General features: G+C 61.9%; 17 protein-coding genes. 9 read left to right on the forward strand and 8 right to left on the reverse strand.

What is annotated here, in order from left to right; genetic code table 11:
- Positions 1-642, forward strand: a 642-nt coding sequence (locus AC1RJY_RS20900) for an LPXTG cell wall anchor domain-containing protein (protein ID WP_498603172.1), incomplete at its 5' end; no start/stop codon positions are given.
- Positions 643-728: 86 nt separating this feature from the next.
- On the opposite strand, the gene cycA is transcribed toward AC1RJY_RS20900, so the two are convergent.
- The 5 genes from cycA to AC1RJY_RS20925 all read right to left on the reverse strand — a co-directional run bounded on the left by cycA (position 729) and on the right by AC1RJY_RS20925 (position 4,584).
- Entirely contained in the window at positions 729-2,189 is a 1,461-nt protein-coding gene (cycA, locus tag AC1RJY_RS20905) for a D-serine/D-alanine/glycine transporter (protein WP_498603173.1), read from the reverse strand.
- A gap of 164 nt (positions 2,190-2,353) precedes the next feature.
- Positions 2,354-3,115, reverse strand: a complete 762-nt coding sequence (locus tag AC1RJY_RS20910; RefSeq protein ID WP_014923078.1) for an ABC transporter permease — start codon at positions 3,113-3,115, stop codon at positions 2,354-2,356.
- Positions 3,112-3,891, reverse strand: coding sequence for an ABC transporter ATP-binding protein (locus tag AC1RJY_RS20915; RefSeq protein WP_498603174.1), 780 nt, complete (start codon positions 3,889-3,891; stop codon positions 3,112-3,114). Before AC1RJY_RS20915 ends, AC1RJY_RS20910 begins: the two co-directional genes overlap by 4 nt.
- Positions 3,888-4,253: a DUF1048 domain-containing protein gene (locus AC1RJY_RS20920; protein ID WP_011776452.1), complete on the reverse strand. Its 366-nt coding sequence runs from the start codon at positions 4,251-4,253 to the stop codon at positions 3,888-3,890. Before AC1RJY_RS20920 ends, AC1RJY_RS20915 begins: the two co-directional genes overlap by 4 nt.
- A 1-nt stretch (position 4,254) precedes the next feature.
- Positions 4,255-4,584 (reverse strand): PadR family transcriptional regulator, encoded by a 330-nt coding sequence (locus tag AC1RJY_RS20925; RefSeq protein WP_011776451.1) that lies wholly within the window; start codon positions 4,582-4,584, stop codon positions 4,255-4,257.
- A 95-nt stretch (positions 4,585-4,679) separates the two neighbouring features.
- Here AC1RJY_RS20925 and AC1RJY_RS20930 point away from each other — a divergent pair, with 95 nt between their 5' ends.
- The 3 genes from AC1RJY_RS20930 to AC1RJY_RS20940 are packed head-to-tail and all read left to right on the forward strand — an operon-like array spanning position 4,680 to position 6,974.
- Positions 4,680-5,204 carry a GNAT family N-acetyltransferase gene (locus tag AC1RJY_RS20930; protein ID WP_498603175.1) on the forward strand — a complete coding sequence of 175 codons (525 nt, stop codon included), beginning with the start codon at positions 4,680-4,682 and terminating at the stop codon, positions 5,202-5,204.
- 60 nt (positions 5,205-5,264) lie between these two features.
- Positions 5,265-5,705: a MarR family winged helix-turn-helix transcriptional regulator gene (locus tag AC1RJY_RS20935; protein ID WP_011776449.1), complete on the forward strand. Its 441-nt coding sequence runs from the start codon at positions 5,265-5,267 to the stop codon at positions 5,703-5,705.
- A gap of 30 nt (positions 5,706-5,735) precedes the next feature.
- Positions 5,736-6,974: an MFS transporter gene (locus AC1RJY_RS20940; protein ID WP_011776448.1), complete on the forward strand. Its 1,239-nt coding sequence runs from the start codon at positions 5,736-5,738 to the stop codon at positions 6,972-6,974.
- Positions 6,975-7,028: 54 nt separating this feature from the next.
- On the opposite strand, the gene AC1RJY_RS20945 is transcribed toward AC1RJY_RS20940, so the two are convergent.
- The 3 genes from AC1RJY_RS20945 to AC1RJY_RS20955 all read right to left on the reverse strand — a co-directional run bounded on the left by AC1RJY_RS20945 (position 7,029) and on the right by AC1RJY_RS20955 (position 11,383).
- Positions 7,029-8,498 (reverse strand): sugar porter family MFS transporter, encoded by a 1,470-nt coding sequence (locus tag AC1RJY_RS20945; RefSeq protein ID WP_498603176.1) that lies wholly within the window; start codon positions 8,496-8,498, stop codon positions 7,029-7,031.
- Positions 8,499-8,816: 318 nt separating this feature from the next.
- Positions 8,817-10,187 carry a formimidoylglutamate deiminase gene (locus AC1RJY_RS20950; RefSeq protein ID WP_498603178.1) on the reverse strand — a complete coding sequence of 457 codons (1,371 nt, stop codon included), beginning with the start codon at positions 10,185-10,187 and terminating at the stop codon, positions 8,817-8,819.
- Positions 10,184-11,383 (reverse strand): allantoate amidohydrolase, encoded by a 1,200-nt coding sequence (locus AC1RJY_RS20955; RefSeq protein ID WP_498603182.1) that lies wholly within the window; start codon positions 11,381-11,383, stop codon positions 10,184-10,186. Before AC1RJY_RS20955 ends, AC1RJY_RS20950 begins: the two co-directional genes overlap by 4 nt.
- A 233-nt stretch (positions 11,384-11,616) precedes the next feature.
- Between AC1RJY_RS20955 and AC1RJY_RS20960 the strand changes: the two genes are divergently transcribed.
- From AC1RJY_RS20960 to AC1RJY_RS20980, 5 genes are all read left to right on the forward strand, one after another.
- Positions 11,617-12,303 (forward strand): IclR family transcriptional regulator, encoded by a 687-nt coding sequence (locus tag AC1RJY_RS20960; RefSeq protein WP_498603187.1) that lies wholly within the window; start codon positions 11,617-11,619, stop codon positions 12,301-12,303.
- Positions 12,300-13,406 (forward strand): ABC transporter ATP-binding protein, encoded by a 1,107-nt coding sequence (locus tag AC1RJY_RS20965; RefSeq protein WP_210065574.1) that lies wholly within the window; start codon positions 12,300-12,302, stop codon positions 13,404-13,406. Before AC1RJY_RS20960 ends, AC1RJY_RS20965 begins: the two co-directional genes overlap by 4 nt.
- Complete coding sequence (locus AC1RJY_RS20970; RefSeq protein ID WP_014923069.1) at positions 13,403-14,053, forward strand: ABC transporter permease; 651 nt, start codon at positions 13,403-13,405, stop codon at positions 14,051-14,053. Before AC1RJY_RS20965 ends, AC1RJY_RS20970 begins: the two co-directional genes overlap by 4 nt.
- Complete coding sequence (locus AC1RJY_RS20975; protein WP_307807217.1) at positions 14,014-14,766, forward strand: ABC transporter permease; 753 nt, start codon at positions 14,014-14,016, stop codon at positions 14,764-14,766. Before AC1RJY_RS20970 ends, AC1RJY_RS20975 begins: the two co-directional genes overlap by 40 nt.
- Positions 14,767-14,864: 98 nt before the next feature.
- Positions 14,865-15,776, forward strand: coding sequence for an ABC transporter substrate-binding protein (locus AC1RJY_RS20980; protein ID WP_210065575.1), 912 nt, complete (start codon positions 14,865-14,867; stop codon positions 15,774-15,776).
- The last annotated feature ends 127 nt before the right edge of the window (positions 15,777-15,903 follow it).

Consider the following 15,903-nt stretch of genomic DNA (forward strand, 5'->3'; position numbering starts at 1 on the left):
GCTCAGGGTAAGGCTGTTGAGGGTCAGTACAAGAACACTGTGCGGGCTTCGGCGGCTGATCCCAATGGTGGTCCTGACCTGAGTGCTTCGGATGATTCGTTCTACTTCGGCGCAGTGCCTGGTTTGACGGTGGATAAGCTCGTCTCCACCAGCCAGGACGGGCCGTGGGGCGAGACTGAGACCATCAGTTCCGGTGACACCGTCTACTGGAAGATCAGCGTGGCCAACACAGGCAATACGGTGCTTACGGATGTCCGCTTCGATGACCCTGCCTTGGGAGACATTGAGCCGGTAGCCACCCTCGCGCCGGGTGAGACGGCCAGCCGTGTCATCGCCCAGGCCAACGTCACCACGTCCTACCTCAACGTTGTGGTGGTCACCGCCACGGCACCTGGTGGGAAAGCTCCCTCAGGAAGTGATTCAAGTGAGGTGAATGTTCAGCCCGTAGCCGCTGATCCTCCCGCCGCGACGGATCCTCCTACCGCGACGGATCCTCCCGCCGCGACGGATCCTCCCGCCGCGACGGAAAAGCTGCCTGAAACGGGCGCAACCGGTCTTGTCGTCGCACTCTGGGGCGCAGTAGCGCTCTTGATAGCTGGAGGCGTGGCAGTGATTGCCGGCCGCCGACGTAAGAGGGCGTAGCTCACTCCGCGCTAAAGAAAGTCAAAAGCCCGACGTCGGCACCCAAAAGCTGGGTGCCGACGTCGGGCTTTACTTGTTTCCGAGGGTTAGCGCGCTACCGCGGTTTCGGCTTCTGCCATCGCCTTCCACTCGGCCACGCGGGCCTGATGCAGAGGCGACCTGCGGACAACCGCGTAGGCGACGCCAAGAATGGCGAACCAGATGGGCGTCACCAGCAGTGCGGTGAGAGTGTCCGGCTGTGTGGTCAGCGCCCAGACGAGGAACGCGAAGAACGCAAATACCACCCACACCATCGGGATGCCACCGGGCATCTTGAACGGCGACGCCGCGTGCTGTTCGGGCCGGCGTTTGCGGTACACGAGGTAGCTGGCCAGGATGATGGACCAGACGAACATGAAGCAGACCGCGGACACGGTGGTCACCATGTCGAATGCCACGCCAACGTCCTTGCCTGCGTACAGGAGAGCGACGCCGGCCAGCAGCAGGACGCAGGAAAGGAACAGTGCGTTCTGGGGTACCTTGCGGCTGGAAAGTCGGCCGAAGAGCTTGGGTGCGTCGCCGTCGTTGGCCAGGCCGTAGACCATGCGGGACGTCGAGTAGATGCCCGAGTTGGCAGACGACATGGCCGAGGTGAGAACTACGAGGTTGACCACCGTAGCCGCCATTCCAAGGCCGGCCAGGGAGAACATGGCAATGAACGGGCTCTGGCCTGCCTTGAACTCGGTCCACGGGGTGACGGACATGAGGATGATCAGGGCGCCTACGTAGAAAAGCATGACGCGCAGGGGGATTGCGTTGATGGCGCGAGGAAGATTGTGCTCCGGGTTCTTGGTTTCGGCAGCGGCGGTTCCTACCAGCTCGATGCCCACGAACGCGAAGACGGCAATCTGGAAACCGGCTACGAAGCCCATGAATTCCTTGGGGAAGAAGCCGCCGTGGCTCCAGAGGTTGGTGAAGCTAGCGGTTCCTGCGTTGGACTGGAACCCGGTGAAGATCATCACCAGGCCCACCACGATCAGCGCCACGATGGCGATGATCTTGATCAATGCGAACCAGAACTCGGTTTCGCCGAAAGCTTTGACCGTGGGGAGGTTCAGGAGGAGCAGGATGATGATGGTGGCCAGGCCCGGGATCCAGAGCTGGATTCCCGGCCAAAGTTCGTTGGCGTATCCCGCGATCGCGATGACGTCCGCCACGCCGGTGACTACCCAGCAGAACCAGTAAGTCCAGCCGGTGAAGAAGCCCGCCCAAGGGCCAAGGAGGTCGCCCGCGAAGTCGCTGAAGGACTTGTAGTTCAGGTTGGAGAGCAGCAGCTGGCCCATGGCGCGCATGACGAAGAAGAGCATGAAGCCGATGATCATGTACACGAAGATCACGGAGGGGCCGGCGACGGAGATGGTTTTGCCCGAGCCCATGAAGAGGCCGGTTCCAATGGCGCCGCCGATGGCCAGGAGCTGGATGTGGCGGTTGCTGAGCGAGCGTGACAGGTGGGGCTCGGAGTCCCTGCTGGAGACGTGGAGCTTCCCCTGTGTTGTCTGGTCGGACATTAGTTCAAGAACCCTTCGAAGGATCCGCCACAATGGTGACGGCCGTTACAAATCTGTTCGATAAAGCTATAGCTAATGTCTGACCAATGGCGAATCGGTCTGCATGGCGAAAGCTCCCCCTGCGGAAAGGGGAGCTTAGGCCGTTGATTTGGTCTGGCGAGGCACTACGCGATCTGGCGCTTGTAGGCAGCAGTCGCAAATGCGTAGGAGACGATGAGGATTCCCAAGCACCACGCCAGCGCTACCCAGATGTCGCTGCCCACCGGACGTTGAGCAAAAAGGTCCTGGACGGTATTGACGATGGACGTGACCGGCTGATTTTCAGCAAACCAGCGCACCGGCCCCGGCATGGTTTCCGTCGGGACGAAGGCAGAGCTAATGAAGGGCAGGAAGATCAGCGGATAGGAGAACCCGCCTGCGCCGTCCACGGATTTTGCGGAGAGGCCGGCGATGATAGCGATCCAGGTGAGCGCCAGGGTGAACAGCGCCAGGATTCCCGCAACGGCGAGCCAGTCCAGCACGCTGGCGGAGGTGCGGAATCCCATCAGGAGCGCAACCAGCACGATGATCACCAAGGAGAGTCCATTGGCCACCAGGGAGGTCAGTACGTGTGCCCACAAAACCGAGGATCGTGCGATCGGCATGGACTGGAACCGCTCGAAGATGCCACTCTGCATGTCCGTGAACAACCGGACAGCCGTGTACGCGATGCCGGACGCGATGGCGATCAGCATGATGCCCGGGAGCAGGTAATTCACATAGTTCTCGGTATCGGTCCTGATGGCGCCGCCGAACACGTAGACGAACAGCAGCATCAGGGCGATCGGGGTGATCGCTGTGGTGATGATGGTGTCCACGCTGCGGAAAATGTGCCGCATGGACCGCCCCAGCAGAACAGAGGTGTCTGCGAAGAAATGCGTGCTCATGACCTGTCCTTTACTGACTCGTTGTTACCTGTGCCAACCAGGGCCAGGAAGATGTCCTCCAGGCTCGGCTGTTTCTCTACGTATTCGATCTTGGCCGGCGGCAGCAGTTGCTTGAGCTCTGCAAGCGTGCCGCTGGCGATGATGCGACCCTCATGAAGAATGGCGATGCGGTCCGCGAGTTGCTCGGCTTCGTCGAGGTACTGGGTGGTGAGCAGGACTGTAGTCCCCTGATTGGCGAGGTTCTTGACGATCTGCCACACCTCGAGGCGGGCTTCGGGGTCCAGGCCCGTGGTGGGCTCGTCCAGGAAGATCACCTTCGGATTGCCGATCAGGCTCATGGCGATGTCCAGTCGGCGGCGCATGCCCCCGGAGTAGGTCGCCACCTTGCGGGAACCAGCATCGGTGAGGCTGAACTGCGCCAGCAAGTGGTCAGCGATCTGGCCGGGATTCTTGAGGTGGCGCAGCTTCGCCACCAGGATCAGGTTCTCCTTGCCGGTGAGGATTTCGTCCACTGCGGCAAACTGTCCGGTGAGGCTGATGGACTGCCTCACCTGGAGCGACTCGGTGGCTACATCAAAACCCTCGACGGCGGCCGACCCGCCGTCCGCCTTGAGTAGCGTGGACAGGATCTTCACCATGGTGGTCTTGCCCGCGCCATTGGAGCCGAGGAGGGCGAAGATGCTGCCGGATGCCACCTCAAAGTCCACACCCCGGAGTACGTGGAGGTCTTTGTACGACTTCTCGATGCCCTCTACGCGGATTGCTGCAGCGGTCATGATTCCGCCTCCTTCGCTTTATTGATTGCCTTGTTGAGACGCTCGCGTTCCTTGTCGATCCAGCGCTTTCCGCCGTAGGCCTGGGCGAAGCTCTCGGCGAACTCGATGGGGTCTTCGCCCACGATCTCGCTCACGGGCGTTCCGTCGATGGCTGCGCGTTCCCACAGGTCGGCCAGATCCGTGAACATCTGCACCATGGTGTCGCCCTCAGTGACGCCGCCGTAGTACATCAGGTACCGGTTGAAGGCGGTGGCTACCGTGAGGTACGGCTCGGGCAGGGCATCCAGCCGTGCCTTGGCTTGCTTGTACTGCTTCTTCTGTTCGAGCGATCCGGTGACCAGCTCGATCCATTTTGCTGCCATGTTATTTTCCTTCCTTGCGGAGCTGTTCGAGCCGTTCGGACAAGAAGCTCCAGGTGTTCCAGAATTCGTTCAGTTCTTTTTTGCCCTGCGTGTTGAGCGTGTACACCTTGCGGGGCGGCCCTTTTTCGGACGGCCGCTTCTCGACGTCCACCAGCCCTTTTTGTTCGATCCTGACCAGCAGCGCGTACACGGTGCCCTCAGCGATCTCGGTGAAGCCTTGCTCCCGGAGCAGCGTGGTGATTTCGTATCCATACGCTGCCTTTCCGGTCAGGAGGGCCAGGACAATGCCCTCCAATGTGCCTTTGAGCATCTCGGTCATTTGCTTGCCCATCGGACACCTCCTTCACTACTCAGTATTGCTAGCTACCACTACATAGTAGAACTAAGTACCGGTACTTAGCAATACTGAGTTCCGGGATTGTTGAGATGGGCTGGCATGCTGGGTTGGTGACTGCTGAATCCGGTGCCGCGCCCGCCCTGCTGACCGCCGCCGTCGAGCGTGGGACCTTAACCCTTCGTCGCGCCCGCAAGGGCGACCTCCCGCGCATCCTCGCGCTGCTCGCGGACGACCAATTGGGTGCCACCCGGGAGAATGCCGACGATCCAGCGCCCTACGAGCGGGCTTTTGACGCGATCGACGGCGACCCGGCGCACCTCTTGGTGGTGGGTGAACTCGACGGTGATGTTGTCGCGACGTTCCAGCTCAGCTATATCCCAGGCCTGTCGCGCAAAGGTTCCTGGCGTGCGCAGATCGAGGCGGTCCGGGTCTCCGAATTACTGCGGGGCCAGGGTGTCGGGGCGCTCATGATCGGGTGGGCCGTTGAGCAGGCCCGGGAGCGTGGCTGCTCGCTGGTGCAGCTCACCACGGACAAGTCGCGCAGTGCTGCGCGTCGTTTTTACGAGCGCCTGGGCTTCGTTGCGAGTCATGAGGGCATGAAGCTCATGCTCTAGGTGCCATGCCTGCCCCCAATGATTGACATTTAGGTACCCTAACTATTAGGGTACCTAAATATGAGCACCTTTGATCCCCGGTTGTTGGACCTCGCCCAGGAATTTCGCGAGTCACTTCGACTCGGCGTGTACATGTTCCGCCGCCTCGATCCCGAGGGTGAGCTAACCGCCGCGCAGCTAAGCCTGCTGTCCATGATTTCCGACGGCGGCCTCCGAGTGGGCGATATCGCCAAGAACCTGGGAATCAAAGTCCCGAGCGCCACGGAGCAGATCATCAAGCTCGAGCGCGCCTCACTGGTTACGCGCCAGCCTGATCCCGACGATTCCCGGGCCGTCCAGGTGGTCATCACCCAAGCCGGGACGGCCGCCGTCGAGTCCGCCAACCAGCGGCGCAACGCCATGGTGGCCGAGCTGCTTCAGGGCCTCAGCAACCAGGAGATCGAGCAGCTTGCCGCGGCGTTGCCCGTGATCGCGAAGCTCAACAGCTCGTTCCAGAACTAAACAGCAAAAGCACCGACAAGGAGCAAGTGAATGTCACGCCAGTTGGCTGACGCTTCAGCAAGCGCCGAAACAACCATCGAAACCACCCTCCAAGCCGAGAAGGCTTCCCTCCTCAAGCAGCCCAAAGCGGTCTGGGCCACGGCCCTCGCGGCCGTTTTCGCCTTCATGGGCATCGGGCTTGTGGACCCGATTCTTCCCGCAATCGCCAAGAACCTGGAGGCTTCCACCAGCGAAGTGTCGTTGCTGTTCACCAGCTATTTCCTGGTGACGGCAATCGCCATGCTGATCAGTGGGTTCGTGTCCTCGAGGATCGGCGGGAAAAAGACGCTGCTCATCGGCTTGGCCATCATCGTGGTGTTTGCGTCGCTGTCCGGTCTCTCCGGCAGTGTTGAGCAGTTGGTGGGGTTCCGGGCAGGTTGGGGTCTCGGCAACGCCTTATTCGTCGCGACTGCCCTGGCAGTGATCGTCGGCGTGGCCAGCGGCGGTACCGGCACGGCCATCATCCTCTATGAGGCCGCCCTCGGTCTTGGCATCTCGCTCGGCCCCCTGCTCGGTGCCCTGTTGGGAGGCTGGCAATGGCGTGCGCCCTTCTTTGGCACTGCAGTCCTCATGGCCGCGGCCTTCATCGCATTGCTGGCATTGCTCCCCAAAACACCCGCTCCCGCTAAAAAGTCCCGCCTGAGGGATCCGCTCCTTGCGCTCGGCCACAAGGGTCTCCGCACCACCGCAGCCAGCGCACTCTTCTACAACTACGGCTTCTTCACCATCCTCGCCTTCACACCCTTCATCCTGGGCATGGACGCCTACGGAATCGGGGGAGTGTTCTTCGGCTGGGGTGTTGCTGTTGCCGTCTTCTCGGTGTTCGTCGCCCCTGTACTGCAGAAGCGCTTCGGCGCCGTCAAGGTCCTCACCGGCACGCTGGCCGTCCTCATGCTCGACCTGATGGGGCTGGGACTGGCCGCGGGGCACTCAGTGACAGTCGTCGTCGTGCTTGTCATCGTGGCGGGTGCCCTGCTGGGCATCAACAACACGGTCTATACGGAACTGGCCATGGGTGTTTCTGATTCACCGCGTCCCGTCGCGTCCGCCGGTTACAACTTTGTGCGCTGGATGGGCGGAGCGCTGGCGCCGTTCGCGGCCGCCCAGCTCGGCGAGCACTTTGGCCCGCAGGTGCCCTTCTTCGCCGGTGCAGTGGCCATGGTGATCGCCATCCTGGTTGCTTTCGGCGGACGCAGTTTCCTCACATCGCACGAGCCACACTTGGTGTGAACCCAGCCAAATAACAAATGAGCCCCGCGGTAGTCCGCGGGGCTCATTGCGTAGTTACTTCGCTTCGTTCGAGGCGACCGGCAGCGGTGCCACCGGAGCACCCTTCGGAACGAACAGGGTTTCGGCCTGTTCCAGTGACATGCCGTTCGTCTCGGGAACCTTGAACATGACAAAGAAGAACGACGCCGCCGCGAATGCCGCGTACATGGCGTACGTCAGTGGCAGCGAGCCTGCCGCCATGATGGGAAAGCTGAGCGTGATGGCAAAGTTCGCGATCCACTGCGCAGCGGCGGCCAGACCAAGGGCCCGGGCGCGGATCCGGGACGGGAAAATCTCGCCCAGCAGCACCCAGACCAGCGGACCCCACGAGGCACCGAAGCTGATCACGAACACGTTCGCTGCGACGAGCGCCACGGGACCCCATGCGCCCGGGAGGCTGATCTCGGAACCCGTGCCAACTGCGGAGGAGAAAGCCAGTGCCATGACGCCGAGCGAGGCGGCCATGCCGATGGAGCCGGTGAGCAGGATGGGGCGGCGGCCAATGCGGTCCACCAAGGCGATGGCCACAAGGGTGACCAGGATGTTGGTGACGGAGGTGGCGACGGAGATCGTCAGTGAGTCCTTTTCCTGGAACCCCACGGCCTTCCACAGCGTGGTGGAGTAGTAGAAGATCACGTTAATGCCAACGAACTGCTGCAACACGGACAGGATGATGCCGATCCAGACCACCGGGAGAAGGCCGAACCTGTTACCGCGCAGCGAGCCCTTCTTTGTGGAGAGCTTTTCCTGCTGGATGGACTCGCGGATCTCGCGGATGTGCCGTTCGATGTCGTCACCCGGGATGAGCTTGTTGAAGATAGTGCGGGCTTGGTCTTCTTTGCCGTTGAGCACCAGGAAATGCGGGGACTCCGGCAGGCGGAAAGCGATCCAGCCATACACGGCAGCCGGCACCGCGCAGGCGATGAACATCCAGCGCCAGGCCTCGATGCCAAACCACAACGTGCCATCGGCGCCACCGGCCGAATTGGCAAGGACCGCGTCGGACAGCAGGGCTGCGAAGATACCCGTGGTGATGGCGAGCTGCTGGAGCGAAGCCAAACGGCCGCGTACGTGCCTGGGGGAGATCTCGGAGATGTAGGCAGGCGCAATCACGGAGGCCAGCCCAATGCCCAAGCCGCCAACGAGGCGCCAGAAGATCAGGTCCCAGACCCCGAAGGCCAGCCCGGTTCCCACCGCACTCACCAGGAAGAGCAATGCACCGATTTTCATGGCGGGGATGCGTCCGTAACGATCGGCAACTTTGCCGGCCAGGTACGCGCCTGCTGCGCAACCCAGCAACGCGACTGCGACAGCGAAGCCCGTCAGCGCCTCGCTCATGACGAATTCGTCCGCCATCGCATCCACGGCACCGTTGACCACGGAGGAATCGAAGCCGAAGAGGAAGCCGCCCACTGCGCCGGCGACGGCCAAGCCGATCACCTTCCGTGAAACTGGGGCCGCACCTTCGGTGCTGGAACTGGACATGGGTCTCCCTTGGGGAATGGTGTGTGGGATTGCGGTGCGGGACGTCGTCGGCTGTCCGACGGGGACGCCGGTGCACTCGCGCTACACAGTGTGGCACGTCATATCCGCCAAGTTCCAGTCAAGTGACCGACGTGACATGTATTCAGATAGTTAACGCATTGGCTTGCTGTGGTGCGGCTGGGAGTTGACTGAGTAGTCGCTCACCGGTTTCTGTGGCGCAGAACGCGCCCTTTGACTCAACAAGTTGAACGCAAAGCACGACGGCGGACCTTGCCTTATGAGGGTAAGTTCAAGCCCCGCCGTCGGTAGCTTGCGACGCTAGGAGAACTCCTTGAAGGCCTCAGTCAGAAGGGCTCCCGGAATGCCGAGACGCGTATGCACCCCGTTCGAGGCAATCAGTTCTCCACCGATGACCACATGCGTAACATCGCTCGCCGTCGCACTGAATGCCAGCTGCATGGGCCGGGACCCTGCGGTCCGGGTAGAGGAAGGGTTGATGACCATGAAATCGCAGACCCCGCCCACCTGCAGGGCCTGTGGAGCTATGGGCGTGGCCATGGAGTGCGCTGCTCCTTCCGTGGCCGCCTGCAGCAGTTCTTCCGGGGAGAACCTTCCCCGTTGCCCGGAGCCAAGCCTTTCCCCGTGTTCCAAGGTGCGCATTTCGAGCCATGGATCAATCACCGCGTGCTGGTCAGTGCCAAGCGCAATGGTGGCTCCGGATTCGAAAAGTTCCCGGGCGGGCCCGATCCCGTCGGCGAGATCGGCCTCCGTAGTGGGACACATCACCACAGTGGCTGATGCTCTGCCCAGCAAAGAGATGTCGTCCTGGGTCAGGTGCGTGGAATGGACGGCCGAGAGTCTGGGAGACAGGAGGCCGTAGCGTGCCAAAAGACCGGCGGGGGTTGTGCCGTACGCCTTCTCGCAGGCTTGGTTCTCGGCGGGTTGTTCGCTCAAGTGGATGTGAAGGGGAATGTCCCGGGGAAGCTTTTTGGCAACAATCTCCAGGGCCTCTTCCGGCACGGCTCTGACGGAATGCAAGGCAGCCCCGACTCCCACCGCCTCGGACGGAAACTCCTCTGCTATCGCGTCCCGAAGGGAAGCCAACCGGTCCAGCCAGGCCATGGCGTCCGCATCCCCGAACCGTGCTTGATCGGGGCTGAGGGGCGTACCAATTCCGCCCGTCAGATACAACGTGTCCAGAAGCGTGAGTCGGATACCTGCGGACATGGCTGCCCGGGCAAGGGCCAGTTCCATGGCATGCGGCTCCGCGTAGGGCGCACCCTCGGGTTGGTGATGGACGTAGTGGAATTCGGCCACGCTGCTGAATCCGCTCACAACCATCTCGGCAAACACGGCCGTCGCCAGTTTCTGGTATTTCTCCGGAGTCAGCTCGGACGCGCTTTGGTACATTTGCTCTCGCCACACCCAGAAATCTCCGCGTCCATCATGGGTTCTTCCGCGAAGGATCCTATGGAAGGCGTGCGAATGGGCGTTGGCAGCCGCGGGGAACGCGACGCCCACCAGCATCTCATCGCCGTGTTCGGGCTGGACGCCTGTGTGAATAGTGGAGATTCGTCCATTGATGGTTTCCACACGCACTCCGGTGGCAACCTCCGGAACACTTCGCCCGTCGTCGCCCGGGGTGCCGTTGCTTGCGATGACCGCGGTCTCGCACCAGAAGGACTTCACAGTAGTCCCTCCAGAACATCAGCCAACGCGACGGCGCCCGCGGAGGCATCCTCGTCGGCTACGTATTCCTCCGGCGAATGCGAGATGCCGCTGGGGTTGCGGACAAAGACCATTGCGGAGGGAACGTGGCCGGCCAGTACACCGGCATCATGCCCGGCGCCCGTTGCCAGAACAGGCGCGCCCGGCAGTAGTTCGGTGATGCGTCGGCTCAGGCCGGCATCGAAGTGGACTGTGTCGCTGTAGGACTCTTCCGTGAGGGTCGCGGTGCAGCCTTCCCCGGCTGCGACATCCTGGGCTGCGCGGTATATCGCTTCGATGAGTTGTGCGGTCACGGCGTCATCCGGGTGGCGGGCGTCCAGCCAAAGATCAACGCGGGAAGCGATGACATTGGTTCCGCCCGGAACGGGAGTCAATCGGCCGACGGTCGCTCTCGCATCCTGCTGCTTGGCCGCCGTGTCGCGAATGGCGAGGACGATCTGCGCGGCAGCCACCATTGGATCTGCGCGGTCTCCCATCAACGTGGTGCCAGCATGGTTTCCTTGGCCGCTGACGCTGATTTTCCAACGGCCGTGCCCCAGTATTGAGCTCCCTACCGCGATGGCTGGACCATCCTGCCCCAGTCCCTTGCCTTGTTCGACGTGCAGTTCAACAAAGTCGCCGATCCGGGCCATGGCCTCCGGATCCGGGCCGATGTGACGGGGATCCAGGCCGTTGGCACTAGCGATGTCGGCAAAGGTGTCGCCGTTGATGTCCCGCAGATTGAGAGCCTTCTCGACGCTTATCGCACCCGTGAGGAGCCGCGACCCCAGGCAGGCGACGCCAAAGCGTGAACCTTCTTCCTCAGGAAAGACGGTGACTGCCAATGATCTGGGTGGCTGGACCCCTCGGGTCTTGAGAATATCGACGGCGGCCAGTGCGGAGGCGACTCCGAGGGGCCCGTCGAAAGCCCCGCCGCCGGGTACTGAATCCAGGTGGCTCCCGGTGACAAGGGCGCCGTCGTGTGGCGTGCCCCACCAGGCCCAGATAATTCCGTTCCTGTCCGTTTGGACCTCGAGGCCGCGTTGCTGGGCCTGCTCAATGAACCACTGCCTGAGGTCGCGTTCGGGTGTTGTATAGACGGCCCTGGAGTAGCCTCCACGCACCGCATCGCGGCCCACGTCCTGGATTGAGGCCAAGAGCTGATTGACGGTTTCCACGTTTTCCTCCGATTGAAGACTGCCACCAAGTAAAAACCAGATGCCACCACATGACAAGGGTTGGCAGGACTATTTACATGGCCGAAACATGCACGCCCGTTTGGGCGGCATCAGGCGTCACGCAACTGGGCTTTCCTCGCAATGTTCGAAAAAACTCTTGCCATTTGATGAAAATTGATTTTTACTAAGTGGCAAGACATGGTGATGTAGACCACTTGAAAGCAGGTCAGGCAGTGGCAGCGGATTCTTCCACCCGAACGGTCGAGAGGGCTCTGGCCCTCCTTAGTGCAGTCTGCACTGACGGTTCCATCAGCCTGAGTGACGCAGCGCGTGTGGTCGATCTCTCTGCCAGTACCGCGCTCCGCCTCCTTCGCACCCTCGAGGGCAGCGGATTCGTGACGCGGGACCCGGGGGGCAATTTCCGCCCGGGAGCCAGTGTCATTCAGTTGGGAGCCCTGGCATTGGGACAAGAATCCTTGGTATCGCTTTGCACACCGCACATGAAGCAGCTTGTGGCCGATACGGGCGAGTCCTGCTACTTGAGCATTCCCGGTCCTGGGGAAACCGGAATCTACATCGCCATCGTCGAAGGGACCCGCTCTGTCCGGCACACCAGTTGGGTCGGTCGGAGCATCCCACTGGAGGGCTCCGCGGCCGGCAAGGTGCTGACCGGCGGGCAGAACGGCCGCGGTTACGCCATTGTGCGGAGCGGCGTTGAAGACGACATCACGGCCGTCGCCGCACCCATTGTGATCGGCGGCCGAACCGTGGCAGCCCTCAGCATCGTGGTGCCCAGCTACCGCTTGGACGAGGCGAAGGCCCAGACATTTGGCGAGGAACTGGTGAAAGTTGCCAACAACATCCTCGTGGAACCCAACGGAAACCATGAAGTGCCCCAGGAAAGCATGGAAAAGAAATGATCAAATTTGAAAATGTCACCAAGGCGTACCCTGACGGTACGGTGGCAGTCGACGGCCTCAACCTGGAGGCTCCCACCGGAAAGCTGACCATCCTTGTTGGCCCCTCCGGCTGCGGCAAGACCACCTCCCTGAGGATGATCAACCGCCTCATCGAACCCACCAGCGGCACCATCTACCTGGACGATCAGCCCACTTCCGGCATGGACGCAGCGTTGCTCCGCCGCCGGATCGGCTACGTGATCCAGCACGCCGGACTCTTCCCGCACAAAACCATCGTGGACAACGTCTCCACCATGCCTGTCCTGCTCGGTGAGAGCCGTCAAAAGGCCCGGACCAAAGCCCTCGAACTGATGGAACGCGTGGGACTCCCGGCGAGCTTCGCCAAGCGATACCCGTGGCAGCTTTCCGGTGGCCAGCAGCAGCGCGTCGGCGTGGCCCGGGCCCTGGCCTCGGACCCCGCGTTCATGCTGATGGACGAGCCGTTCAGTGCCGTAGACCCGGTGGTAAGGGCGCAGCTGCAGGAGGAGTTTCTCCGCCTGCAGCGTGAGATCGGCAAGACCATCATCATGGTCACCCATGACATCGACGAAGCCCTCAAGCTCGGCGACCAGGTGGCCGTGATGCGCGTGGGCGGCAAACTCGCCCAAATGGCTTCTCCCTCCGAACTGCTCACGGCTCCGGCGGACGAGTTTGTGGCCGATTTTGTAGGCCGTGACCGCGGGTACCGCTCGCTCGGATTTACGAAAACAGCCGGTGCGGTGGCTATCGGAGAAGAAGCTGTGGTTCAGCTTGGCGCTTCCGCGGATGAGGCTCGCGCAAAGGCGCTGGGTGCCTGGGTGCTGGTAGTCGACGGCGGCAGGAAGCCTCTCGGATGGGCTCAGCCGGAGCTTCTCAACGGTGAGGTGAAGCGCGAAAACCTGAATCTGAGTGGAATCCCGGCCGCGGCTTCGGGGACCATGCGCCAACTGCTCGATGCTGCCCTCTCCTCGCCCAGCCGCCGGGGTGTCGTGGTCAACGAACACGGCGAACTGATGGGCACGGTGACCGCAACGGACGTAGTCAAGGCCATCGAAGCCGAGCCACACTTGGAGACGGCGCGATGAACTTCGAATGGCTGGGCCGCCAGTTTGACAATATTGTCTTCCTGCTCGGCTGGCACGTCCTGTTGGCCGTCACCCCGCTGATCCTTGGCCTGCTGATCGCATTGCCCCTGGGCTGGTGGGCACACCGGAGCCGGCGTATCTACCCACTGCTGGTGGGCGTAGCGGGCTTGCTCTACACAGTCCCGTCCCTGGCGCTGTTCGTGCTGCTCCCGCTGGTCCTGGGTACCAAGATCCTGGACCCGCTCAACATCGTTGCCGCCCTCACCATCTACACAGTGGCCCTCCTGGTCCGTGTGGTGGCGGATGCGCTCGACTCCGTCCCCGAGGACACCGTCCAGGCCGCAAAAGCCATGGGTTACCGCGGCTACCAAAGCCTACTGAAGGTTGAACTTCCCGTCGGTGTTCCGGTCATTTGCGCCGGCCTGCGCGTGGCTGCCGTCTCCAATGTGAGTCTCGTGTCCGTGGCTGCGCTGTTGGGCATCCCGCAGCTTGGCTCGCTCTTCACGCAGGGCTTCCAGCTTCGTTTCTACACACCGATCATCGCGGGCATCGTGCTTTGCGTGGTCCTGGCCATGATCCTGGACGGTCTGATCATCCTCATCAACCGGTGGCTGACACCGTGGACCCCCAAGGTGGTGGCATCGTGAACTACTTGTTCGACCCCGCACACTGGAGCGGCGCTGACGGCATCCCCACGCTGATCGCCGAACATCTCCTGTACTCACTCATCGCTTTGGCCATTGCTGCCGTGATTGCCATTCCCCTTGGCATTTACATTGGCGTTACGGGCAAGGGCGTGTTCATGATCGCGGGCCTGGCCAACGCCCTGCGTGCACTTCCCAGTGTTGGCTTGCTGATCCTGTTGGTTCTGCTGATCTCACCTGCGTTCCCTTCCCGGATGGGCTACATCGTGCCCAGCCTCATCGTGCTGGTGCTGCTGGCAGTTCCGCCCATCCTGACCAACACCTATGCCGGCGTTCGCGCGGTGGATGCTGCCGCCGTCGACGCCGCCAAGGGAATGGGCTTCCGCACCATGAAGATCCTTACGGACGTCCAGCTTCCTTGTTCACTTCCGCTGGTTTTGTCCGGTGTCCGCAGCGCGCTGCTGCAAATCATCTCGACGGCCACCATCGCCGCTTACATTTCGCTCGGCGGTCTGGGCCGTCTCCTGATCGATGGCAAGGCTCAGAACGACTACGGCCAAATGGTTGCGGGTGCCGTTCTCGTTGCCCTGCTGGCCCTGTTCTTCGACCAGCTTCTCGCCTTCATCACGCGCCGCGTTGTCTCACCAGGACTGACTCGCCGCACCATCAAGTCGGCTCCCGCGGCCGAACCCGTGAAGACCCCCGTCACGGTCTAAGCATCATCCAGCGCCGGCATTCGGCGCAGAATTCACCTCCCACCCACCCCCCATCTGGCCGCTGCATGCCCTGCAGCGCCCATTCCAGGAGAGTTGACATGAAGAAGTACCTCACCGGTTTCACCCTGGCGGCCGTTGCTGCCATCACCCTGAGCGCCTGCGGCGGCGGGGACCCCATGAGCACCTCCAACACTGCGGCAGGTGCCTCGGGCGACAGCATCATCGTTGGTTCCGCGGACTTCCCGGAGAGCCAACTGATCGCCAAGATCTACGCCGAGGCGCTCAAAGCCAAGGGCGTCGAGGTTACCGAAAAGCCAAGCATCGGCAGCCGCGAGGTCACCATCCCCGCCCTCAAGGACGGTTCCATTGACCTCATGCCCGAGTACGGCGGAGCGCTCCTGCAATACCTCGACTCCGCCACCAAGGCAGTTTCTTCCGAGGACGTTGCTAAGGAACTGACCACCAAGATCCCGGCCGGCCTGACGGTCCTGACCGCTTCCGAAGCAGAGGATAAGGATGTCCTGACCGTCAAGAAGGACATCGCCGATCAGTACAACCTGAAGACCATCGAGGACCTCCAGCCTGTTGCCAAGGACTTGGTCCTCGGCGGCCCGCCGGAGTGGAAGACCCGCCTCAACGGCGTGGCCGGCCTGAAGTCCGTCTACAACCTTGAGTTCAAGGAATTTTCAGCGCTCGACGCCGGTGGGCCGCTCACGCTGAACGCCCTCCTTTCCGGTCAGGTACAGGTAGCGGATCTCTTCAGCACGGATCCCGCGCTGGCCGAGAACAACCTCGTAGCCCTTGAAGACAACAAGAACCTCTTCCTCTCCGAGAACATCGTTCCTGTCATCAACGAGAAGAAGTCCACGGACACCGTGAAGGAAACGCTGGACAAGGTCTCTGCTGCGCTCACCACGGAGGACTTGATCAAGATGAACGGACGTGTGGCCAAGTTCGAGGACATCGGCGAAATCGCCAAGGAATGGCTCAAGACCAAGAACCTGGGCTAAATCCCTGCTGGTTCATTTAGCTGTTTGCTTTAGAGGAGTAAAGAATGACTGCCGATTTCACTTCTGGTGCCCGTCCGGTTAAGGCCGCGCGGGGCACTGAGCTTACTGCCAAGTCGTGGCAGACCGA

This window comes from Arthrobacter sp. GW822-FHT05G07 (assembly GCF_058799755.1).

Excerpts from the sequence above, each read along its gene's own strand:
- AC1RJY_RS20935 (WP_011776449.1), top strand. The coding sequence starts at position 5,265 with ATGAGCACCTTTGATCCCCGGTTGTTGGACCTCGCCCAGGAATTTCGC.
- AC1RJY_RS20965 (WP_210065574.1), top strand. The coding sequence starts at position 12,300 with ATGATCAAATTTGAAAATGTCACCAAGGCGTACCCTGACGGTACGGTG.
- AC1RJY_RS20970 (WP_014923069.1), top strand. The coding sequence starts at position 13,403 with ATGAACTTCGAATGGCTGGGCCGCCAGTTTGACAATATTGTCTTCCTG.
- AC1RJY_RS20915 (WP_498603174.1), bottom strand. The coding sequence starts at position 3,891 with ATGACCGCTGCAGCAATCCGCGTAGAGGGCATCGAGAAGTCGTACAAA.
- AC1RJY_RS20980 (WP_210065575.1), top strand. The coding sequence starts at position 14,865 with ATGAAGAAGTACCTCACCGGTTTCACCCTGGCGGCCGTTGCTGCCATC.
- AC1RJY_RS20925 (WP_011776451.1), bottom strand. The coding sequence starts at position 4,584 with ATGGGCAAGCAAATGACCGAGATGCTCAAAGGCACATTGGAGGGCATT.
- cycA (WP_498603173.1), bottom strand. The coding sequence starts at position 2,189 with ATGTCCGACCAGACAACACAGGGGAAGCTCCACGTCTCCAGCAGGGAC.
- AC1RJY_RS20910 (WP_014923078.1), bottom strand. The coding sequence starts at position 3,115 with ATGAGCACGCATTTCTTCGCAGACACCTCTGTTCTGCTGGGGCGGTCC.
- AC1RJY_RS20945 (WP_498603176.1), bottom strand. The coding sequence starts at position 8,498 with ATGTCCAGTTCCAGCACCGAAGGTGCGGCCCCAGTTTCACGGAAGGTG.
- AC1RJY_RS20930 (WP_498603175.1), top strand. The coding sequence starts at position 4,680 with ATGGGCTGGCATGCTGGGTTGGTGACTGCTGAATCCGGTGCCGCGCCC.
- AC1RJY_RS20940 (WP_011776448.1), top strand. The coding sequence starts at position 5,736 with ATGTCACGCCAGTTGGCTGACGCTTCAGCAAGCGCCGAAACAACCATC.
- AC1RJY_RS20920 (WP_011776452.1), bottom strand. The coding sequence starts at position 4,253 with ATGGCAGCAAAATGGATCGAGCTGGTCACCGGATCGCTCGAACAGAAG.